Origin of the sequence: Nitrospira moscoviensis (assembly GCF_001273775.1) — a bacterium.
In the GTDB taxonomy this organism is placed as follows: Bacteria; Nitrospirota; Nitrospiria; order Nitrospirales; family Nitrospiraceae; genus Nitrospira_D; species Nitrospira_D moscoviensis.
In genome coordinates, this window is the sequence record NZ_CP011801.1 from 1,133,158 (window position 1) to 1,153,392 (window position 20,235).

Annotated in this window: 22 protein-coding genes; all 22 read left to right on the forward strand. The window is 61.4% G+C overall.

What is annotated here, in order from left to right:
• Nucleotides 1–24: 24 nt before the first annotated feature.
• Nucleotides 25–429, forward strand: a complete 405-nt coding sequence (gene rplL, locus NITMOv2_RS24395) for a 50S ribosomal protein L7/L12 (protein WP_053382000.1) — start codon at nucleotides 25–27, stop codon at nucleotides 427–429.
• Between the two features lie 124 nt (nucleotides 430–553).
• Nucleotides 554–4,510 (forward strand): DNA-directed RNA polymerase subunit beta, encoded by a 3,957-nt coding sequence (gene rpoB, locus NITMOv2_RS05565; RefSeq protein WP_053378938.1) that lies wholly within the window; start codon nucleotides 554–556, stop codon nucleotides 4,508–4,510.
• 45 nt (nucleotides 4,511–4,555) lie between these two features.
• The gene (rpoC, locus tag NITMOv2_RS05570; protein WP_238590473.1) at nucleotides 4,556–8,743 is read left to right on the forward strand and encodes a DNA-directed RNA polymerase subunit beta'; all 4,188 of its coding nucleotides are present in this window, start codon (nucleotides 4,556–4,558) and stop codon (nucleotides 8,741–8,743) included.
• Nucleotides 8,744–8,854: 111 nt separating this feature from the next.
• Nucleotides 8,855–9,226: a 30S ribosomal protein S12 gene (gene rpsL / locus NITMOv2_RS05575; protein WP_053378939.1), complete on the forward strand. Its 372-nt coding sequence runs from the start codon at nucleotides 8,855–8,857 to the stop codon at nucleotides 9,224–9,226.
• An 87-nt stretch (nucleotides 9,227–9,313) separates the two neighbouring features.
• Nucleotides 9,314–9,784 carry a 30S ribosomal protein S7 gene (rpsG, locus tag NITMOv2_RS05580; RefSeq protein WP_053378940.1) on the forward strand — a complete coding sequence of 157 codons (471 nt, stop codon included), beginning with the start codon at nucleotides 9,314–9,316 and terminating at the stop codon, nucleotides 9,782–9,784.
• 113 nt (nucleotides 9,785–9,897) lie between these two features.
• Nucleotides 9,898–11,979, forward strand: a complete 2,082-nt coding sequence (gene fusA, locus NITMOv2_RS05585; RefSeq protein ID WP_053378941.1) for an elongation factor G — start codon at nucleotides 9,898–9,900, stop codon at nucleotides 11,977–11,979.
• 102 nt (nucleotides 11,980–12,081) lie between these two features.
• A complete protein-coding gene (gene tuf, locus NITMOv2_RS05590; RefSeq protein WP_053378932.1) occupies nucleotides 12,082–13,287 on the forward strand; it encodes an elongation factor Tu in 1,206 nt (401 codons plus the stop codon).
• A 77-nt stretch (nucleotides 13,288–13,364) separates the two neighbouring features.
• Nucleotides 13,365–13,676: a 30S ribosomal protein S10 gene (rpsJ, locus tag NITMOv2_RS05595; RefSeq protein ID WP_053378942.1), complete on the forward strand. Its 312-nt coding sequence runs from the start codon at nucleotides 13,365–13,367 to the stop codon at nucleotides 13,674–13,676.
• A 75-nt stretch (nucleotides 13,677–13,751) separates the two neighbouring features.
• On the forward strand, nucleotides 13,752–14,372 hold the full coding sequence (gene rplC / locus NITMOv2_RS05600; RefSeq protein WP_053378943.1) for a 50S ribosomal protein L3: 621 nt from the start codon (nucleotides 13,752–13,754) through the stop codon (nucleotides 14,370–14,372).
• Between the two features lie 2 nt (nucleotides 14,373–14,374).
• Nucleotides 14,375–14,998, forward strand: coding sequence for a 50S ribosomal protein L4 (gene rplD / locus NITMOv2_RS05605; protein ID WP_053378944.1), 624 nt, complete (start codon nucleotides 14,375–14,377; stop codon nucleotides 14,996–14,998).
• A 2-nt stretch (nucleotides 14,999–15,000) separates the two neighbouring features.
• Nucleotides 15,001–15,288, forward strand: coding sequence for a 50S ribosomal protein L23 (locus NITMOv2_RS05610; protein WP_053382001.1), 288 nt, complete (start codon nucleotides 15,001–15,003; stop codon nucleotides 15,286–15,288).
• A gap of 26 nt (nucleotides 15,289–15,314) precedes the next feature.
• A complete protein-coding gene (rplB, locus tag NITMOv2_RS05615) occupies nucleotides 15,315–16,157 on the forward strand; it encodes a 50S ribosomal protein L2 (protein ID WP_053378945.1) in 843 nt (280 codons plus the stop codon).
• Nucleotides 16,150–16,437, forward strand: a complete 288-nt coding sequence (rpsS, locus tag NITMOv2_RS05620; RefSeq protein ID WP_053378946.1) for a 30S ribosomal protein S19 — start codon at nucleotides 16,150–16,152, stop codon at nucleotides 16,435–16,437. The genes rplB and rpsS overlap by 8 nt, the downstream gene beginning before the upstream one ends.
• Before the next feature lie 89 nt (nucleotides 16,438–16,526).
• Nucleotides 16,527–16,883 carry a 50S ribosomal protein L22 gene (rplV, locus tag NITMOv2_RS05625; protein ID WP_053378947.1) on the forward strand — a complete coding sequence of 119 codons (357 nt, stop codon included), beginning with the start codon at nucleotides 16,527–16,529 and terminating at the stop codon, nucleotides 16,881–16,883.
• Nucleotides 16,884–16,932: 49 nt separating this feature from the next.
• On the forward strand, nucleotides 16,933–17,604 hold the full coding sequence (rpsC, locus tag NITMOv2_RS05630) for a 30S ribosomal protein S3 (RefSeq protein ID WP_053378948.1): 672 nt from the start codon (nucleotides 16,933–16,935) through the stop codon (nucleotides 17,602–17,604).
• Between the two features lie 12 nt (nucleotides 17,605–17,616).
• Complete coding sequence (rplP, locus tag NITMOv2_RS05635; RefSeq protein WP_053378949.1) at nucleotides 17,617–18,051, forward strand: 50S ribosomal protein L16; 435 nt, start codon at nucleotides 17,617–17,619, stop codon at nucleotides 18,049–18,051.
• Between the two features lie 18 nt (nucleotides 18,052–18,069).
• A complete protein-coding gene (gene rpmC, locus NITMOv2_RS05640; protein ID WP_053382002.1) occupies nucleotides 18,070–18,282 on the forward strand; it encodes a 50S ribosomal protein L29 in 213 nt (70 codons plus the stop codon).
• A gap of 2 nt (nucleotides 18,283–18,284) precedes the next feature.
• Nucleotides 18,285–18,548, forward strand: coding sequence for a 30S ribosomal protein S17 (gene rpsQ / locus NITMOv2_RS05645; RefSeq protein WP_053378950.1), 264 nt, complete (start codon nucleotides 18,285–18,287; stop codon nucleotides 18,546–18,548).
• A 36-nt stretch (nucleotides 18,549–18,584) separates the two neighbouring features.
• Nucleotides 18,585–18,953 (forward strand): 50S ribosomal protein L14, encoded by a 369-nt coding sequence (gene rplN, locus NITMOv2_RS05650; RefSeq protein ID WP_053378951.1) that lies wholly within the window; start codon nucleotides 18,585–18,587, stop codon nucleotides 18,951–18,953.
• 9 nt (nucleotides 18,954–18,962) lie between these two features.
• Complete coding sequence (gene rplX / locus NITMOv2_RS05655) at nucleotides 18,963–19,304, forward strand: 50S ribosomal protein L24 (RefSeq protein ID WP_053378952.1); 342 nt, start codon at nucleotides 18,963–18,965, stop codon at nucleotides 19,302–19,304.
• Between the two features lie 14 nt (nucleotides 19,305–19,318).
• Entirely contained in the window at nucleotides 19,319–19,966 is a 648-nt protein-coding gene (gene rplE / locus NITMOv2_RS05660) for a 50S ribosomal protein L5 (RefSeq protein ID WP_274519501.1), read from the forward strand.
• Nucleotides 19,967–20,032: 66 nt separating this feature from the next.
• Complete coding sequence (locus NITMOv2_RS05665; RefSeq protein WP_053378953.1) at nucleotides 20,033–20,218, forward strand: type Z 30S ribosomal protein S14; 186 nt, start codon at nucleotides 20,033–20,035, stop codon at nucleotides 20,216–20,218.
• Nucleotides 20,219–20,235 lie beyond the last annotated feature (17 nt).

Consider the following 20,235-nt stretch of genomic DNA (forward strand, 5'->3'; position numbering starts at 1 on the left):
GACAAACGGAAAGGAGAAGGGGACATGCCAGCCACAGAGGGGAAACTATCACAGGAAGAATTGATCAAGGCCATCGAGAGCATGAGCGTGCTCGAGCTCGCCGAGCTGGTCAAGGGGTTGGAGAACAAGTTCGGCGTCACGGCGGCGGCTCCGGTGGCCGTAGCGGCTGCTCCGGCTGCCGGCGGTGGAGCGGCGGCGGCGCCGGCCGAGGAGAAGACGGCGTTCGACGTCATTCTGGCGGCGGCGCCGGCGGACAAGAAGATCCAGATCATCAAGGTGGTGCGCGAGCTCACCAGCCTGGGGTTGAAGGAAGCCAAGGACCTCGTGGAAGGCGCGCCCAAGCCGGTGAAGACCGGCGTGGCGAAGGAAGAAGCCGACACGATGAAGAAAAAGCTCGAAGAGAGCGGCGCCAAGGTCGACGTCAAGTAAGTACGTCAGTAGTCATCGGTCACTGGGCATTGGTCAATCGGAGGAGGCCGCGTTTCGTGGGTCCCACCATTGACCGATGACCATTGACTTCTGTTTACCGCCAACCAGCGTGGAGGAGCGGCTAATGCCCGAAACGACTCTCCAAGAGTTCGTCGAGCGGAAAGATTTTTCCCGCATTCGAACCAACATCGATATCCCTGATCTGATCGAGATTCAGAAACGCTCCTATGAAGAGTTCCTGCAAATGGAAGTGGAGCCGGAGCGGCGGAAGGATCATGGGCTGCAGGCGGCGTTGGCGAGTGTATTTCCGATCCCCGACTACAACAACACCGCCGTGCTCGAATTTTCGAGCTACACCCTCGGCACGCCCAAATACGACGAGCGGGAATGCCTCGAACAGGGCATGACCTTCGCCGTGCCGCTCAAGCTGCGGGTCCGGTTGGTCGTGTTCGACAAGGAAGACAAGGGGCCGCGGAAGAAAGTCCTCGACGTGCGCGAGCAGGAAGTCTACGTCGGCGAGCTGCCGCTCATGACCGAGCGCGGGACCTTCATCGTCAACGGCACCGAACGGGTCGTGGTGAGCCAGCTGCACCGGTCGCCGGGCGCCTCCTTCACGCATGACAAGGGCCGGACGCATGCCAGCGGCAAAGTATTGTACAGCGCCCGCATCATTCCCTATCGCGGATCCTGGCTCGATTTCGAGTTCGACGCGCGCGACATCCTCTATGTCCGCATCGACCGCCGGCGGAAGATGCCGACGACGATCCTCCTGAAGGCGTTCGGCTATTCCAGCGACGACCTGCTGAAGATGTACTACCCGGTCGAAGAGATCCGGGTGGTCAAGGGCAAACTGTTCCGCAAACTCGATCCCGAAATCCATCACGGATTGCGCGCCTCCGCCGAAGTCACCGAAAAAGGCGCCAAGGAACCGCTGGTGCGCGAAGGCGCACGGTTGACCAAGGGCCTGATCGCCAAGTTGAAGGCGGCCGGCGTGAAAGAAATTCCGCTGGCGCCGTCCGAATTGGTCGGCCGCGCCGTGCTGACCGAATTGGTCGACTCGAAGAAGAACAAGTTGGCCGAAAAGAACCAGCGGCTGACGGCCGAGATCGTCGAGCAAATCGTCGAGAGCGACGTCGAGGAGTTCAAAGTCATTTACCTCGACACGGCGACGGCCACGCCGGTCATTCTCGATACCTTGGAAATGGAAAAGATCGCCTCCAAGGAGGAGGCGATGGTGGAAATCTACCGCCGGCTGCGTCCGGGTGAGACGCCGTCGGTCGATACGGCCCGCGCCCTGTTCGACAATCTGTTTTTGAACAGCAAGCGCTACGACCTGTCGCCGGTCGGCCGGCTCAAATTGAATAAGAAACTGGGCCTCGACCTGCCGTTGGAGCAGCGCACGTTGACCGCGCAGGACATCGTCGAGGTGATCCGGTATCTCGTCAACCTCAAGATGGGCAAGGGCGAGATCGACGACATCGACCACTTGGGCAACCGGCGTGTCCGTTCCGTCGGCGAGTTGCTGGAGAATCAGTTCCGGTTGGGGCTGGTCCGGATGGAACGCAGCATCAAGGAGCGGATGAATCTGCTGGATATGGAGACCGTGCTGCCGCATGACTTGATCAATGCGAAGCCGGTCGTGGCGGCGGTCAAGGAATTCTTCAGCAGCAGCCAGCTGTCCCAGTTCATGGACCAGACGAATCCGCTGGCCGAGATCACCCACAAGCGCCGGCTGTCGGCGCTCGGGCCGGGCGGGTTGACCCGAGAGCGGGCCGGTTTCGAAGTGCGCGACGTGCATCCGTCCCACTACAGCCGCATCTGCCCGATCGAAACGCCGGAAGGGCCGAACATCGGGTTGATCACGTCGCTGGCGACCTATGCGCGGATCAACCAGTTCGGCTTCATCGAAGCGCCGTACCGCAAGGTCGTGAAGGGCCGCGTGACGGACGAGATCGAATTCCTCTCGGCCATCGAGGGCGACAAATACATCATCGCGCAGGCGAACTCCAAGGTCGACGGCTCCGGCCGGCTCGTCTCCGAGACCGTCTCCTGCCGGCACGGCGGCGATTTCGTCATGGCGACGCCGGATCGCATCGAATACATGGACGTGTCGCCCAAGCAGGTGGTCAGCGTCGCGACGGCGCTGGTGCCGTTCCTGGAGCATGACGACGCGAACCGCGCCTTGATGGGTTCGAACATGCAGCGTCAGGCGGTGCCGCTCATCACGTCGGAGGCCCCGTTGGTGGGCACCGGCATGGAGGCGGTGGTCGCACGGGACTCCGGCTATGTCGTGCAGGCGCGCCGGGCCGGTGTCGTGGAAAGTGTAGATGCCACGCGTATCGTCGTCCGGGCCGACTCGAAAGACGGCAAGAAGGGCAAGGATTCCGGTCTGGACGTGTACGACCTGATCAAGTTCCAGCGGTCGAACCAGAATACCTGCATCACCCAGACGCCGGTGGTCCGCATTGGACAGCCGGTGAAGAAGGGCCAGGTCCTGGGCGACGGGCCTGCGATCGACCACGGCGAGCTCGCGTTGGGCAAGAACGTGCTGGTCGCCTTCATGCCTTGGGGCGGCTACAACTTCGAAGACGCCATTCTGCTCAGCGAAAAGCTGGTGCGGGAAGACGCCTTCACTTCGATCCACATCGAGGAGTTCGAGGTCGAGGCGCGCGACACGAAACTCGGCAAGGAAGACGTGACGCGCGACATTCCCAACGTCGGCGAAGAGGCGCTGCGCAATCTCGACGAGAGCGGCATCATCCGCATCGGCGCCGAAGTGAAGCCGGGCGACATTCTGGTCGGGAAAGTCACGCCCAAGGGCGAGACGCAGCTCACGCCGGAAGAAAAGCTGCTCCGCGCCATCTTCGGCGAAAAGGCCGGCGACGTGAAGGATACGTCGTTGACCGTGCCGCCGGGCGTGGAAGGCATCGTCGTGGACGTGAAGATCTTCTCGCGCAAGGGTCTCGATAAGGACGAGCGCTCGAAGAGCATCGAAACCGACGACCAGATGAAGCTGCAGCGCGATCACCATGAAGAGCTGCGCATCATCGACGAGGAAAAAACGAAGAAGATCCGGAAGCTCCTGCTCGGCAAGGTGGTGGGCCGAGATCTCATGGATCCGGACACCGGCGATGTCATTCTCAAGAAGAAAGGCAAGCTCACCGCCGAGATTCTCAAGCGGTTGCCGGACGACACGGTCCGCCACATCATTCTGAGCGATCCGGACGAGCAGAAGGAATTGGAAGACGTCGAGCGGCGGGCGAAGGAGCAGATCGAAATCCTCCAGACCCTATACGACGAGAAGATCGGCCGCCTGAAGCGAGGCGACGAGTTGCCCCCGGGCGTGATCAAGCTGGTCAAGGTCTACATCGCGATGAAGCGGAAGATCCAGGTCGGCGACAAGATGGCTGGCCGTCACGGGAACAAGGGCGTGGTCTCGCGGGTCTTACCGGAAGAAGACATGCCCTACCTGCCCGACGGGACGCCGGTCGAGATCGTGTTGAATCCGCTGGGCGTGCCGTCCCGTATGAACGTGGGCCAGATTCTGGAGACGCACCTGGGCTGGGCGGCCAAAGCGCTCGGCATCAAAGTCGCGAGCCCGGTATTCGACGGAGCGTCGGAAAAGGAAATCAAGGATCTGCTCAAGAAGGCGAAGCTGCCGCCGAGCGGACAGAGCCAGTTGGTTGACGGCAAGACGGGCGAGCCCTTTGGCAGCCCGGTCACCGTGGGCTACATGTACGTGCTGAAGCTGCACCATTTGGTGGACGACAAGATCCATGCGCGGTCGATCGGGCCGTATTCGCTGGTTACGCAGCAGCCGTTGGGCGGCAAAGCCCAGTTCGGCGGCCAGCGGTTGGGAGAAATGGAAGTGTGGGCGCTGCAGGCCTATGGCGCGGCGTCGACGCTGCAGGAATTCCTGACCGTGAAGTCCGACGACGTGCCGGGCCGTTCGCGCATGTACGAGGCGGTCGTCAAAGGGGAACCGTTCCTGGAGCCGGGGTTGCCCGAGTCGTTTAACGTCTTGGTCAAAGAGCTGCAAAGTTTGGGCTTGGACGTCGAATTGGTCAAGACGCAAGACTAACCACTTGTGGACCGGCGCCGAGCCGGTCTCGGAGGAGGTCATACCTTGGAAGGCGTATACACATTGTTCGAAAAGCCGCGGGACTCGGTGTCGTTCGATTCGATGCGCATCCGCATCGCGTCGCCCGAGAAGATCCGGTCCTGGTCGTACGGCGAAGTGAAAAAGCCGGAAACGATCAACTACCGATCGTTCAAGCCGGAAAAAGACGGATTGTTCTGCGCGAAGATTTTCGGGCCGATCAAGGACTGGGAATGCAACTGCGGCAAATACAAGCGCATGAAGCATCGCGGCATCGTCTGCGATAAGTGCGGCGTCGAAGTGATTCAATCCAAAGTGCGCCGCGAGCGGATGGGCCATATCGAGCTGGCCGCACCCGTCGCGCATATCTGGTTTCTGAAGGGTGTGCCGAGCCGCATCGGCACGCTGCTCGACATGAGCCTGAAGCAGTTGGAGAAGATTCTCTACTTCGAAAGCTACGTGTGCGTCGATCCCGGATCGACGGATCTCTCGGAAAAGGAATTGGTGCCCGAAGACAAGCTGCGGACGCTCATGTCCGAATACGGGTCCAGCGGATTCAAAGTCGGCATCGGGGCCGAGGCGATCCGCGATTTGCTGCGCAAGATCGACATCAACGCCCTGTGGGACGAGCTGCAAGTCAAGGCCAAAGCCTCCGCCTCGGCGGCGATGAAGAAGAAATATGCGAAGCGCCTTAAAGTACTTGAGGCGTTCCGCAAGTCCGGCAACAAGCCCGAATGGATGATCATGGACGTCATCCCGGTGTTGCCGCCGGAATTGCGTCCGTTGGTGCCGTTGGACGGCGGCCGGTTCGCGACGTCCGACTTGAACGATCTCTATCGTCGTGTGATCAACCGGAACAACCGGTTGAAGCGGCTGATGGAATTGAAGGCGCCGGGCGTCATCATCCGGAACGAAATGCGGATGCTGCAGGAAGCGGTGGATGCGCTGTTCGACAACGGCCGCCGCGGCCGCGCCATCCGTGGACCGAACAAGCGCCCACTCAAGTCCTTGAGCGACATGCTCAAGGGCAAGCAGGGCCGCTTCCGCCAAAATCTGTTGGGGAAACGCGTCGACTACAGCGGCCGTACCGTCATCGTGGTCGGCCCGGAGTTGCGCCTGCATCAATGCGGCTTGCCGAAAAAGATGGCCTTGGAGTTGTTCAAGCCGTTCATCTTCCACAAGCTGGAAGAGCGCGGCGCGGCGACGACCATCAAGAGCGCGAAGCGTCTGGTCGAGAAGGAACGGCCCGAAGTCTGGGACGTGCTGGACGAAGTGATCCGCGAGCATCCCGTGCTGCTCAACCGCGCACCCACGCTGCACCGGCTCGGCATTCAGGCCTTCGATCCGGTGCTGGTCGAGGGTAAAGCCATCCGTCTGCATCCGCTCGTGTGCGCCGCGTTCAACGCGGACTTCGACGGCGACCAGATGGCGGTCCACGTGCCGCTGTCGGTGGAAGCGCAGGTCGAAGCGCGCGTGCTGATGATGTCGATCAACAACATTCTCTCGCCCGCCAACGGCAAGCCGATTGCCGTGCCGTCGCAGGACATGGTGCTGGGCTGCTACTGGCTCACGAAGGAACGGCTGGGTGCCAAGGGTGAGGGCAAGGTCTTCGGCTCGCCCGAAGAAGTGCGGATCGCGTTCGATGCGCGCGAAGTGGAAGAGCATGCGCGGATCAAGGTCCGGATCGGCGGCGCGTTGGTGCAGACCACCGTCGGTCGCGTGCTGCTGTCGGAGATCCTGCCGGCCGGCATGCCGTTCGCGAACGCGAACAAGCTCATGACCAAAAAGGAAATGACCAAGCTGATCGACGCGGTGTACCGGCAGACCGGCCATCGCGACACGGTCGAGTTTCTCGACAAGATCAAGGACATCGGCTTCCAGTACGCGACGCGCGCCGGCGTGTCGATCTGCATCGACAACATGCACATCCCGACCAAGAAGGAAGACTTCATCGGGAAGGCGCAACGCGAAGTGAACGAGATCGAAAAGCAGTACGCCGAAGGCTTGATCACCAACGGCGAACGGTACAACAAGGTCATCGACATCTGGGCGCATGTGACGGAGCAGGTGGCCAACGAGATGATGAAGGAGCTCGGCGCGGGCGGCGATCCCGGCAAGGCCGAATCCTTCAATCCGATTTTCATGATGGCCGACTCCGGCGCGCGCGGCAGCTCGCAGCAGATCCGGCAGCTGGGCGGCATGCGCGGCCTGATGGCCAAGCCGTCGGGCGAAATCATCGAAACGCCGATCACCGCCAACTTCCGCGAAGGACTGACGGTGTTGCAGTACTTCATCTCGACGCACGGCGCCCGCAAGGGGTTGGCCGACACCGCGTTGAAGACCGCGAACTCCGGCTATCTCACCAGACGGCTGGTGGATATCGCCCAGGACGTGATCATCAGCGAAATCGACTGCGGCACGCACGACGGCATCATGGTGAGCGCGCTGGTCGAGGGCGGCGAGATCATCCAGCCGCTGGAAGAGCGCGTGCTGGGCCGGTTGGCGGCGGAAGACATCCGCGATCCGGTGACCGGCGAAATCATCGTGTCGCGCAACGAAGAGATCAACGAAGAGCTGACGCGGTCGATCGTGGAGGCGGGCGTCGATCGGGTGAAAATCCGGTCTGTGCTCACCTGTGTCTCGCAGCGCGGCGTGTGCCAGGCCTGCTACGGCCGCGATCTCGCGCGCGGGCGCCTCGTCGAAAAGGGCGAGCCGGTCGGCGTGATTGCGGCGCAGTCCATCGGTGAGCCGGGCACCCAGCTCACCATGCGGACGTTCCACATCGGCGGAACGGCCAGCAAAGTGGTGGAGCAGACCGTGCTCGAAGCCAAGCACGCGGGCCGCATGAAGTTCATGAGTTTCGACGCGAAAAAGAACGCTGACGTGCACAACGGCGGCATCGCCGTCCGCAACAAGGAAGGCGAATGGGTCGTCATGAACCGCAACGCAAAAATCGCGATCATCGACGACAGCGGCCGCGAGCGCGAGAAGTATCCGGTCGTGTACGGCGCGAAGATCAAGATCAAGGACGGCGATCCGGTGGCCCTGGGCCAGAAGCTGGTGGAGTGGGATCCCTACTCGCTCACGATTCTGACCGAGGTGGGCGGCAAGGTGGCCTACGGCGACATCGTCGAAGGCGTGACGATGAAGGAAGAATTCGACGAGGTGACGGGCCTCTCGCGAAAGGTGATCATCGAACACACCGGCCAGACCCTGCGCCCGCGCGTCTCGATCAAAGACGAAGGCGGAAAGACCGCCAAGGTGTCCGGCGCGGCCGGCACGGTCGCACGGTACCTGTTGCCGGTGGGCGCCCACATCTTCGTGGAAAAGGGCGCCATGGTCCATCCGGGCGACGTGTTGGCGAAGATTCCGCGTGAAACGACCAAGACGAAAGACATCACCGGCGGTCTGCCGCGCGTGGCGGAACTGTTCGAGGCGCGGAAGCCGAAGGAGCAGGCCGTCATCAGCGAGATCGACGGTGAAGTGTCCTACGGCGGCTTCGTCAAGGGTCAGCGCAAGGTGCTCGTCGACAACAAGATGGGCGACGTGAAGGAATACTTCATTCCGAAAGGCAAGCACGTGAACGTGCACGAGGGCGACTGGGTGCGCGCGGGCGAGCCGCTCATGGACGGTTCGGCGAACCCGCACGACATCCTGGACGTGCTCGGGCCGAACGAGCTGCAGAAGTATCTCGTGGATGAAGTGCAGGACGTGTATCGCCTGCAGGGCGTCTCGATCAACGACAAGCACATCGAGATCATCGTACGGCAGATGCTGCGCAAGGTGCGCATCGAAGAGCCCGGCGATACGCAATTCCTGCCGGGCAGCCAAGTCAGCAAGCACGTGTTCGAGAAGGAAAACGAACGGGTGCTCGAAAGCGGCGGCAAGCCCGCGTTGGGCAAGCCGGTGCTGCTGGGCATCACCAAGGCCGCGTTGACGACCGACAGCTTCATTTCCGCGGCGTCGTTCCAGGAAACGACGCGCGTGCTGACGGAAGCGGCCATCAACGGCCGCGAAGATAATCTGCTCGGTCTCAAGGAAAACGTCATCGTCGGTCGGTTGATCCCGGCCGGGACCGGGTTCGACGAGTATCGCGACACGTTCGTCATTAGTGAAAAGCCCGAGCCGGCGGCGGTGGCGGCCGCTCCAGCAGCGGTGACCGCCACTCCGGACGCCGCCGCCGCCGCGGCGACGAGCGATGCTGCGCGGTCTTAAGAAGAAGGACGGCGCGCCCCTCCCTTGACAGGTGGGGGGCGCGTCATTATAATCCACCGGCTTTGCTCATGAGGGCAGAGTTTCGTGTGCGTTTGAAAAAGGTTTAACACGATGCCGACGATCAATCAGTTGGTGAGAAAAGGCCGCAATCTCGTCAAGGCCAAGACGAAGAGTCCTGCGTTGAAATCCTGCCCGCAGAAGCGCGGCGTATGCCTCAGGGTGTATACCACGACTCCGAAGAAGCCGAACTCGGCCTTGCGGAAAGTCGCCCGCGTGCGGTTGACCAACGGGATGGAAGTCACGACGTACATTCCCGGCGTCGGCCACAACCTGCAGGAGCACTCCATCGTGCTGGTCCGCGGCGGTCGTGTGAAGGACCTTCCGGGCGTGCGGTATCACCTGGTCCGCGGCGCATTGGACGCGGTCGGTGTGGCGGACCGGAAGCAGAGCCGGTCCAAGTACGGAGCGAAGAGGCCGAAGTAAGAAACGTTGTGCGCTTGACGATTGAATCAGGGATGCATCGGTTCGATGATTCGCATGATTCAATGGAACTATAGTAATAGGTAGAAGATGCCACGTAGCAGATTTCTGGATCAGCGTGAAGTGCTCCCCGACGTGCGGTATCGCGACAAGCTGGTCGGGAAGTTCATCAATACGCTCATGAGCGACGGCAAGAAGAGCACCGCGGAGCGGATCTGCTACGGCGCCTTCGACGCGATTCAGCAGAAGACCGGCAACGATCCGTTGAAAGTGTTCAAGGCGGCGATCGACAACGTGAAGCCGATCGTCGAGGTGAAGTCGCGGCGCGTCGGCGGTGCGTCCTATCAAGTGCCGGTGGAAATCCGGCCGGCTCGCCGGGTGTCGTTGGCCCTTCGGTGGCTCTCGGAATATTCGCGCACCCGCGGCGGCAAAAGCATGCGGGAAAAGTTGGCCGCCGAGCTGCTCGACGCATCGAACAATACAGGGGCTTCGGTCAAGAAACGGGAAGACGTGCATCGGATGGCGGAGGCGAACAAGGCTTTCGCCCATTATCGCTGGTAACGTCGTTCTGTGCTGCAGTTGGGCCGTGCTGCGATCCGCAGACGCGGGGGTGCCCCTGAATCGCAGCAGCGTAGTCGGCTCGACTTGCAGCATACGTTTTTTTAGAGGAACACGTGGCTCGTCAAACATCATTGGAACATACGCGCAATATCGGCATCATGGCCCACATCGATGCCGGCAAAACGACGACGACGGAGCGCATCCTGTTCTATACCGGGATGACGCACAAGCTCGGCGAGGTGCATGAAGGCGCCGCGACGATGGATTGGATGGAACAGGAGCGCGAGCGCGGCATTACGATTACGGCCGCCGCGACGACCTGTTTCTGGCGTGATCATCGCATCAACATCATCGACACGCCGGGCCACGTCGACTTCACGATCGAAGTCGAGCGCTCGCTCCGCGTGCTGGACGGCGCGGTGGCGGCGTTCGATTCGGTGCAAGGCGTGGAACCGCAGTCCGAAACCGTGTGGCGCCAAGCCGACAAGTACAACGTCCCGCGCATCGCCTTCATGAACAAAATGGACCGGGTCGGCGCCGACTTTTATGCCAGCGTGCAATCCATCATCGACCGTCTCGGCGCCAAGCCGGTGCCCATTCAAATCCCCATCGGCCGCGAAGGCGAGTTCCGGGGGACGATCGATCTCGTCAAGATGAAGGGCTTCTTCTACGACGACGAAACGCTGGGCGCCAAATACGTCGTCGACGAGATCCCGGCGAATTTGGTGGATCAGGCGAACGAATATCGCGAGAAGATGCTCGACGCGGTGGCTGAATTCGACGATCAGGTGATGGAAAAGTATCTCAACGGCCATCAGCTGACCGAAGACGAGATTCGCCGCGCCATCCGTGCGGGGACGATCTCGATGAAGATCACGCCGGTGATCTGCGGGTCGGCGTTCAAGAATAAGGGCGTGCAGCAGTTGCTCGACGCGGTGGTTGAGTATCTGCCCTCCCCGGTGGACATTCCGCCGGTGAAAGGCATCGATCCGAAGACGGACAAGGAAGTGGAGCGCAAGCCCTCCGACGACGAACCGTTCTCCGCCTTGGCCTTCAAGATCATGTCCGATCCCTTCGCGGGGCAGTTGACCTATTTCCGCGTGTACTCCGGCACGCTCAAGACCGGCACCCCGGTCCTCAACGTGACCAAGGGCACGAAGGACCGCATCGGCCGCTTGTTGAAAATGCATGCGAACAAGCGGGAAGAAATCGACATGGTCTACGCCGGTGATATCGCTGCGGCGGTGGGTCTGAAAGGCGCGACGACGGGAGACACGTTGGCCGACGAAAAGCAGCCGGTGCTGCTGGAAGTGATGAAGTTTCCCGAGCCGGTCATCGCGATGGCGATCGAGCCAAAGACGAAGCAGGACCAGGAGAAGATGGGCTTCGCGCTGCAGAAGCTGGCGCAGGAAGATCCGTCGTTCCGCGTCCGCACGGACGAGGAAACCGCGCAGACCATCATCGCCGGCATGGGCGAGCTGCACCTGGAGATCATCGTCGATCGTCTGCTGCGTGAATTCAAAGTCGAGGCTAACGTCGGCAAGCCCGAAGTGGCGTTCCGCGAGACGATCCGCCGCAAGGCCGAGGCCGAGTCCAAGTACATCAAGCAGACCGGCGGGCGCGGCCAGTACGGACACGTGGTCCTCACGGTGGAGCCGTCCGAAGCGGGCAAGGGCTTCGAGTTCGTCAACAAGATCGTCGGCGGGGCGATCCCGAAGGAATTCATCCCGGCGGTGGAAAAGGGCGTCAAGGAACGGATGGAGACCGGCGTGATTGCAGGCTATCCCTTGCGCGACATTCGCGTCACGTTGACGGATGGGTCCTACCACGACGTCGACTCCAACGAAATGGCGTTCAAGATCGCGGCGTCGATGGGCTTTGCCGATGCCTGTAAGAAGGCCGATCCGGTGCTGCTGGAGCCGATCATGAAAGTCGAAGTGTTGGTGCCGCAGGAGTTCATGGGCGACGTGATCGGCAATTTGAACGGCCGGCGCGGCAAGGTCCAGGGGATGAAAGTGAGGGCCGGCGCCCAGGCGATCGAAGCGTCGGTGCCTTTGAGCGAGATGTTCGGTTATGCGACGGATCTCCGGTCCCGCACGCAGGGCCGCGCGACCTACAGCATGGAATTCGATCGCTACGATCAGGTCCCGCGGCAGATCGCCGAAGGCATCATGGCCAAGTATCGCGGGGAATAATACAGTGACGAGTGATGGGTGATGAGTGATGGGCGGGAGAAAGCGGTCGGCCTGATAACTCATCACTAATCACTGCTCACTCATCACGGTTGAGGAGGAAGTATGGCGAAGGCGAAATTTGAGCGGAAGAAGCCGCATGTGAACATCGGGACGATCGGGCACGTGGACCATGGGAAGACCACGCTGACCGCGGCGTTGACGAAGGTCTGCGCGGACAAGGGCATGGCCAAGTTCGTGAGCTACGACGAAGTGGCCAAGGCGAGCGAGAGCCAGGGCCGGCGCGACGCCACCAAGATCATGACCATCGCCATCAGCCACGTCGAGTACGAAACCGACAAGCGGCACTACGCCCACGTCGATTGCCCGGGCCACGCCGACTACGTCAAGAACATGATCACCGGAGCCGCCCAGATGGACGGGGCGATCCTGGTCGTGAGCGCGGCCGACGGCCCCATGCCGCAGACGCGGGAGCACATCCTGTTGGCCCGCCAGGTGGGCGTGCCCTACATCGTCGTGTTCTTGAACAAGAGCGACAAAGTCGACGACAAAGAGTTGCTGGAGTTGGTCGAGCTCGAAGTCCGCGAGCTGCTCACCAAGTACGGCTTCCCGGGCGACAAGACGCCGATCATCCAGGGCAGCGCCTTGAAGGCGATGGAAGGCGATCAAGGGCCGCTCGGCGTGCCCAGCATCATGAAGCTGCTCGACGCCGTCGATACGTATATTCCGACGCCGCAACGGCCGATCGACAAACCGTTCCTGATGCCGATCGAAGACGTCTTCACCATCAGCGGGCGCGGCACGGTGGTGACGGGACGCTGCGAGCGGGGCATCGTGAAGGTGGGCGACGAAATCGAGATCGTGGGCTTGCGGCCGACGCAGAGCACCGTGGTGACGGGCGTCGAGATGTTCCGCAAGGTGCTGGACGAAGGGCAGGCGGGCGACAACATCGGGGTCTTGCTGCGGGGGACCAAGAAGGAAGAGGTCGAGCGCGGCATGGTGTTGGCCAAGCCCAAGAGCATCACCCCGCATACGAAGTTCAAGGCGGAGATCTACGTGTTGACCAAGGAAGAGGGCGGGCGGCACACGCCGTTCTTCAACGGCTACCGGCCGCAGTTCTACTTCCGGACGACGGACGTGACGGGGGTCGTGCAGTTGAACCCGGGGGTGGAGATGGTCATGCCGGGGGACAACGTGAGCGTGACGGCCGAGCTGATCAGCCCGATCGCGATGGATCAGGGCCTGCGGTTCGCCGTGCGCGAAGGCGGCAAGACCGTCGGCTCGGGCGTGGTGACGGAAATCTTAGCGTAGCGATCAGCCGTCAGCGATCAGCCGTCAGCCTTGAGCTGAATGCTGAACGCTGAGAGCTGAAGGCTGAGGAGCAAGACGTGAAGGTCGATCAACGAATCAGAATCAGGCTGCGGGGGTTCGACTACCGCGTGCTGGACCAATCCGTGGCGGAAATCGTCGAGACGGTGCGGCGCAGCGGGGCGAAGATCGTCGGGCCGATCCCGCTGCCGACCAAGATCGAGAAGTTTACGGTGCAGCGATCCACGCACGCGGATAAGAAGTCGCGCGAGCAGTTCGAGATGCGGACGCACAAGCGGCTGCTCGACATCATGGAGCCGACCCCTGAGACGATGGACTCCTTGATGAAGCTGAATCTCGCGGCCGGGGTGGACGTTGAAATTAAGTTGTAAGTGTTCGAAGTTCGACGTTCGAAGTTAACGCGATTGCTTCGAACCTCGAACCTCGGACCTCGAACGGGGTTAAGAATGACGAACGGGTTGCTTGGGAAAAAACTGGGGATGACCCAGATTTATGACGAGAGCCGGTTGACTCCGGTCACGGTGATCGAGGCCGGCCCTTGCCGGGTGGTCACGGTGAAGACGAAGGAGCGGGACGGCTATGAGGCGGTTCAGTTGTCCTTCGGCGAAGTCAAGGAGCGGAAACTCTCGAAGGCGGAGCTGGGCCATCTCAAGAAACAGCAGGCGCCGGCCAGCCGGTGGCTGCGGGAATTCAAAAAGGACGGCGAGGTGGCGGTCGGTCAGTCGGTCACGGTTGGGATCTTTAAAAAAGGCGACTGGGTCGATGTCATCGGCGTGTCCAAGGGCAAAGGGTTCCAAGGCGTCGTGCGGCGGCACCATTATGCCGGCGGTCCCGAGTCCCACGGGTCGATGTTCCATCGGGCGCCCGGATCTATCGGTTCCAGTTCCTTTCCCTCCCGCGTCTGGAAGGGCAAGACCCTGCCCGGTCATATGGGGGCCGAGCGCGTCACGGCCCAGCGATTGAAAGTGGTAGAGTCCCGGCCTGAAGAGAATTTGCTGTTCGTGCGCGGTGCCGTTCCCGGTGCGGCGAACGGCCTGATCATGGTGAGAAAGTCGAAGAAGGGTTAGTCATGCCCACCGTTGATGTCGTCGATTTGCAAAAAAGAAAAGTCGGCACGGTCGATCTGCCGCAGGAAGTGTTCGGCTGCGAGCCGCGCGCGGCCCTGGTGCATGAGGCGGTCGTGATGCAGCGAGCCTGCGAGCGCCAGGGCACCGCCTCCACGCTGCGCCGGGGTGAAGTGAGCGGGTCCGGCAAGAAGCCTTGGAAGCAGAAGCACACCGGCCGCGCCCGCGCCGGTTCGCTGCGGTCGCCCGTATGGCGGCACGGCGGCACGGTCTTCGGTCCGAAGCCGCGCAGCTACGCCTACACGATGCCGAAGAAGAAATACCGGGCGGCTCTGCAGGGCGCGCTGTCGGGCAAGCTGACGGACAACAAGTTGATCGTCGTGTCCGATTTGTCGCTCGATCAGCCGAAGACCAAAATATTGGCGAAGGCGCTCGCACAGTTCAGCGGGGGCGATCATGCGTTGGTCATCGCCGGCGACGGGCAGACCGGCGTGTTGCAGGCGGCGAAGAATCTCGAGGGGGTGAAAGTCGTGAGCCCGGACCGGCTGAATGTCTATGACATCGTCCGCGCCCAGGTGGTCGTGATCCCGGAACGCGAGCTGGGCCGCGTGAAGGAGGTGTGGTCGTGAGTCTGAGTATGCACGCCGTTCTGGTGCAGCCGCTGTTGACGGAAAAAATCACCGGACTTCGGGAGAAGACGAATACGGTCGGCTTCATCGTTCATCCCGAAGCGAACCGCGTGCAGATCAAGCAGGCGGTGGAAGCGCTCTTGAAGGTCAAAGTCGAGAAGGTGAATGTGCTCAACGTCCGCGGCAAGGTGAAGCGTCTCGGCCGGTTCTCCGGCAAGCGGTCCGATTGGAAGAAGGCCTTCGTCACCCTGAAAGAGGGCGAGAAGCTCGAAATGTACGAGAGCGCGTAGGTATTGAGGAAGGGTAGGGCTCCATCATGGGTTTGAAATCGTATCGTCCCACGTCGGCGGGCCGCCGCGGTATGACGGCGGTCACGACGGAGGAATTGACCAAAAAAAAGCCGGAGAAGTCGCTGACGTCCTTCCATGTCAGGACCGGCGGCCGGAACAACGACGGCCGGATGACCATCCGCTTCCGTGGGGGAGGACATAAGCGGCTGTATCGCACGATCGATTTCCGTCGCGATAAAGCCGGCATTCCGGCTCGCGTGGAGGCGATCGAGTACGACCCGAACCGGTCGGCACGCATTGCGTTGCTCAAGTATCGCGACGGCGAGAAGCGGTACATCCTCGCACCGGTGGGCTTGAACGTGAACGACGAAGTGCAGTCCGGGCCCGAGGCGGAAATCCGGCCGGGAAACGCGCTGGCCCTGTCCAGCATGCCGCTCGGCACCACGATCCATAACATCGAGCTGAAGCCGGGGAAGGGCGCGCAGCTCATCCGCAGCGCGGGCGGATTCGCGCAGGTGATGGGCCGCGAAGGGGGCTACGTACAGGTCCGGCTCAAGTCCGGTGAAATGCGCCGAATTCTCGGATCCTGCATGGCGACCGTCGGACAGGTGGGCAATCTGGACCATGAGAACGTGAGTGTCGGCAAGGCTGGCCGCTCGCGCTGGAAAGGCAAACGGCCGCATGTGCGCGGTGTCGTGATGAACCCGGTCGATCACCCGCACGGCGGGGGCGAAGGGAAGTCCGGGCAAGGCAATCCGCATCCCGTGTCGCCGTGGGGGCTTCCGACGAAGGGCTACAAGACGCGGCAAAACAAGAAGACGGACAAGTACATCATCGCCCGCCGCAAGTCAGGAGTGCGCAATGCCTAGATCCATCAGCAAGGGCGCGTTTGTCGACGAGCACCTGCTCAAGAAAGTCGAGCAAATGAATCAGACGAAGGATCGGAAGCTGATCAAAACCTGGTCGCGCCGGTCGACCGTGGTCCCCGACATGATCGGCCACACCTTCGCCGTCCACAACGGGAAGAAGTTCATCCCCGTGTTTGTGACCGAAAATATGGTCGGCCACAAGCTGGGCGAATTTGCGCCGACCAGATTCTTCAAGGGGCATGGCCAGGCGAAGACGGAGAAGGCGGTTCCGCTGAAATAGGGAGGTCAAGAGTCATTCGTCGACGGTCATTCGTGTGAGACGGCGGTTCCCTGCACCAATGACTAGTGACCAATGGCTGGATTTCAATCATGGCAGAGGCAAAGGCAATTCTCAGATTCGTCCGCGTCGCACCGCGCAAAGCGAAGCCGGTGATCGACATGATCCGCGGACAGCAAGTGCCGATGGCGCTCGCGATGCTCAAGCATACGCCGCGGCATGCCGCGCGGGTGGTGGAGAAAATTCTCAAGTCCGCCGTGGCGAATGCGGAACAAAAAGAAATGGGCGACAGCGAGTCGATGGTCATTTCCAAGGCCTTCGTGGACTGCGGCCCGACGTACAAGCGGTTTCGGGCCCGCTCGATGGGGCGGGCGAATGCGATTCAAAAGCGGACCAGCCATATCACCGTGGTGGTCGCGGCGCCGTCCCTGGACGGCAAACGGAAGTAAACGGATCACGATTACTCATTCAGCGATCGTTCACTGAGGCACACAGCGTATGGGTCAAAAAACACATCCCATCGGTTACCGACTCGGGTACAACTACACCTGGAACTCGCGCTGGTACGCGGGCAAGGAGTACGCGAAGCTGCTCCATCAGGACATCAGGATCCGAAAGATGGTTAAAGCGAAGCTGTACCACGCCGGTGTCGCCAAGGTGGAAATCGAACGGTCTGGCGATCAGACCAGAGTCATCATTCACACCGCCCGCCCCGGCATTATCATCGGCCGTAAGGGCGCCGAAGTGGACAAGCTCAAGGCCGACCTCGAAAAGCAGTACGGCGGTCAGGTCTACATCACGGTGAAGGAAATCAAGAAGCCCGAGTTGGACGCGCAGCTCGTGAGCGAGAACGTGGCGACGCAGCTGGAAAAACGCGTCGCATTCCGCCGGGCCATGAAGCGGAGCGTGCAGTCGGCCTTACGGCTTGGCGCCCAGGGTATCAAGATCATGGTGGCCGGCCGATTGGGCGGCGCGGAAATCGCGCGCACGGAATGGTATCGCGAAGGCCGGGTGCCCTTGCACACGCTGCGGGCCGAAGTCGATTACGGCTTTGCCGAAGCGCATACGACGATGGGCCAAATCGGCGTCAAGACGTGGATCTACAAGGGCGAGTTGCTGCCGGTGCAGCCGTTGAAAGCGGAATCGGCGCTCGACCGTCGTCTCGGTTAAGGAGAAAGACCAGTGTTAGCGCCAAAGAAAGTCAAGTTTCGCAAGATGCAAAAGGGCCGCATGACGGGCAAGGCCTATCGTGGCGGCGACATTACGCTCGGACAGTTCGGGCTCAAGGCCTTGGAGCCGGGATGGGTCACCAGCCGCCAGATCGAAGCGGCGCGTATCGCGATCACGCGCTATGTCAAGCGGGGCGGGCAAGTGTGGACCAGGATTTTCCCGGACAAGCCGATCACGAAGAAGCCGGCGGAAACCCGCATGGGCAAGGGCAAGGGGAATCCGGAATACTGGGTGGCGGTCGTGAAGCCCGGCCGGATTCTGTATGAAATGGACGGCGTGACCCCGGATGTGGCCAAAGAAGCCTTTCGGCTGGCCTCGCACAAGTTGCCGGTGGCGACCCGCTTGGTGGTGCGCGGCGAATTCTTGATGCGGTATCAGGGCGAGTGAGGAACGGTGACCATGGCGTTGGACCTGAAAGAGTTGCGGCAATTGAGCGGCCCTGAGTTGGCCGATAAGGAAAAGCAGTTGGTGCAGGAGCTGTTCAATCTTCGCTTTCAGTTCGGCACCGGGCGGCTCGAAAATCCCATGCAGATTCGCAAGACCAAGCGGGATATCGCGCGGATCAAAACCGTGATCGCGGAAGTCTCCAAAAAGGAAGCGAAGGCCAAAGGATCGTGACTATGACGGAAGCTGTAAAGAAGCGCGAGTGGGTCGGCCGTGTCCTGAGCAACAAGATGGACAAGACCGTAGTCGTGGCCGTGGAGCGGTCAGTCATCCATCCGGTGTACCGCAAGGTCTTGCGCCGGGTCACCAAGCTCAAGGCGCATGACGAGCAGAACGCCTGTCACATCGGCGATCAGGTGCGCATGGTGGAGACGCGGCCTCTCAGCAAGGAAAAGCACTGGCGGGTGGTCGAGGTGATTCAGAAGGGCCGGGCGGACTAATCAGGGGCGCGGCGGCACGGAAAGAAAGATCGGCACATGATTCAGAACTATACCTATATGGATGTGGCGGACAACTCCGGGGCGAAGCAGGCGATGTGCTTCCATGTGTTCGGAGGGACGAAGCGCCGGTATGCGTCGCTGGGAGATGTGGTGGTCGTCGCTGTCAAGGAAGCGATTCCCCAGGCCGGCGTGAAGAAGGGCGATGTCAGCCGGGCCGTCATCGTGCGGACGACCAAAGAAGTGCGGCGCGAGGACGGGTCCTACATCAAATTCGACCGCAACGCCTGCGTGCTGATCAATAAAGACGGCGAGCCGATCGGCACCCGCATCTTCGGGCCGGTGGCGCGCGAGCTGCGGTGGAAGAAATTCATGAAGATCATCTCCCTGGCACCTGAGGTGCTGTAGGGGGACGTCATGGGGGACGTTGTGCAAGCACTTGGGAAAAGCAGGATTAGGAAAGGCGACACGGTCGTGGTCATCGCCGGCCGGGAGCGCGGAAAATCCGGCAAGGTCTTGTCCGTCGATTTGGGCGCCGGCAAGGTGACGGTCGAGAAGTTGAACATCATCAAACGGCATACGAAACCGAATCAAAAAGCGAAGCAGGGCGGGATCCTGGAGCGCGAAGCGCCGCTGGCGATCTCCAATGTCATGTTTCTCTGTCCCGTCACGCAGAAGCCCACGCGCATGGGCATCCGTACCCTGGCGGACGGCCGGCGGGTCCGGTTCAGCAAGAAATCGAACGAGACGATCGAGTAGCCGAGGAGTTAGGCATGGCGAAGGTGGAAAAAGGCGGCGGGAAGAAGCCGGCCGAGCGAAAGAGCGCGAAAAAGGACAGCGCGCCCCAGCAGTTGGACCAGGGCAGCGAAGAATCGAAGTTCCGCCCCAGGCTGCGCGATATGTATCAGCAACAGGTGGTGCCGGCCCTCATGAAGGAGTTCGGCTACAAGAACGTGATGCAGGTGCCTAAACTGGAGCGCGTGGTGCTGAACGTCGGCATGGGCGAAGCGATCCAGAACGTGAAGTTGCTGGAGAGCGCGGTCGCGGAGTTGGGCACGATCACCGGACAGAAGCCGGTGGTGACCAGGGCCAAGAAGGCGATCGCCGGCTTCAAGTTGCGTCAGGGGCTGCCGATCGGCGCCAAAGTCACGCTGCGCAGCCGCCGGATGTACGAGTTCTTCGACCGGCTGGTCACGCTGGCGCTGCCGCGCATCCGCGACTTCCGCGGCGTGTCGCCCAAGGCGTTCGACGGGCGCGGGAACTACACGCTGGGACTGAAAGAGCAGTTGATTTTCCCGGAGATCAAGTACGACGAAGTGGCCTCCATTCACGGGATGGATATCACGATCGTCACGACGGCGCGCACGAATGACGAAGGCAAGGCGCTGTTGAAACATTTGGGGATGCCGTTCAGAACGTAGGCCTCCTCGTCAGGCTCCCTTCGACGGCGCTCAGGGCGAGCGGGGTTCGGAACGGAAGGAGAGGTTGTGTCACGATTAGCGCTGAGAAATAAGGCGGCGGCCAAGCAGAAGTTTTCGACGCGCGAGTATCACCGGTGCGGCGTGTGCGGACGCGTACGGGGCTATCTGCGCCGGTTTCGCATGTGCAGAATCTGCTTCCGCTTTTTGAGCCTGCGCGGCGAAATTCCGGGCGTGCGGAAGTCCAGCTGGTAGAACGCATTCACCGTAAA

What these genes read in the sequence shown, in the direction of transcription:
- rplL (WP_053382000.1), top strand. Translation starts at nt 25, where the DNA reads ATGCCAGCCACAGAGGGGAAACTATCACAGGAAGAATTGATCAAGGCC.
- rpoB (WP_053378938.1), top strand. Translation starts at nt 554, where the DNA reads ATGCCCGAAACGACTCTCCAAGAGTTCGTCGAGCGGAAAGATTTTTCC.
- rpsL (WP_053378939.1), top strand. Translation starts at nt 8,855, where the DNA reads ATGCCGACGATCAATCAGTTGGTGAGAAAAGGCCGCAATCTCGTCAAG.
- rpsG (WP_053378940.1), top strand. Translation starts at nt 9,314, where the DNA reads ATGCCACGTAGCAGATTTCTGGATCAGCGTGAAGTGCTCCCCGACGTG.
- tuf (WP_053378932.1), top strand. Translation starts at nt 12,082, where the DNA reads ATGGCGAAGGCGAAATTTGAGCGGAAGAAGCCGCATGTGAACATCGGG.
- rplC (WP_053378943.1), top strand. Translation starts at nt 13,752, where the DNA reads ATGACGAACGGGTTGCTTGGGAAAAAACTGGGGATGACCCAGATTTAT.
- rplD (WP_053378944.1), top strand. Translation starts at nt 14,375, where the DNA reads ATGCCCACCGTTGATGTCGTCGATTTGCAAAAAAGAAAAGTCGGCACG.
- rplB (WP_053378945.1), top strand. Translation starts at nt 15,315, where the DNA reads ATGGGTTTGAAATCGTATCGTCCCACGTCGGCGGGCCGCCGCGGTATG.
- rpsS (WP_053378946.1), top strand. Translation starts at nt 16,150, where the DNA reads ATGCCTAGATCCATCAGCAAGGGCGCGTTTGTCGACGAGCACCTGCTC.
- rplV (WP_053378947.1), top strand. Translation starts at nt 16,527, where the DNA reads ATGGCAGAGGCAAAGGCAATTCTCAGATTCGTCCGCGTCGCACCGCGC.
- rpsC (WP_053378948.1), top strand. Translation starts at nt 16,933, where the DNA reads ATGGGTCAAAAAACACATCCCATCGGTTACCGACTCGGGTACAACTAC.
- rpsQ (WP_053378950.1), top strand. Translation starts at nt 18,285, where the DNA reads ATGACGGAAGCTGTAAAGAAGCGCGAGTGGGTCGGCCGTGTCCTGAGC.
- rplN (WP_053378951.1), top strand. Translation starts at nt 18,585, where the DNA reads ATGATTCAGAACTATACCTATATGGATGTGGCGGACAACTCCGGGGCG.
- rplX (WP_053378952.1), top strand. Translation starts at nt 18,963, where the DNA reads ATGGGGGACGTTGTGCAAGCACTTGGGAAAAGCAGGATTAGGAAAGGC.
- rplE (WP_274519501.1), top strand. Translation starts at nt 19,319, where the DNA reads ATGGCGAAGGTGGAAAAAGGCGGCGGGAAGAAGCCGGCCGAGCGAAAG.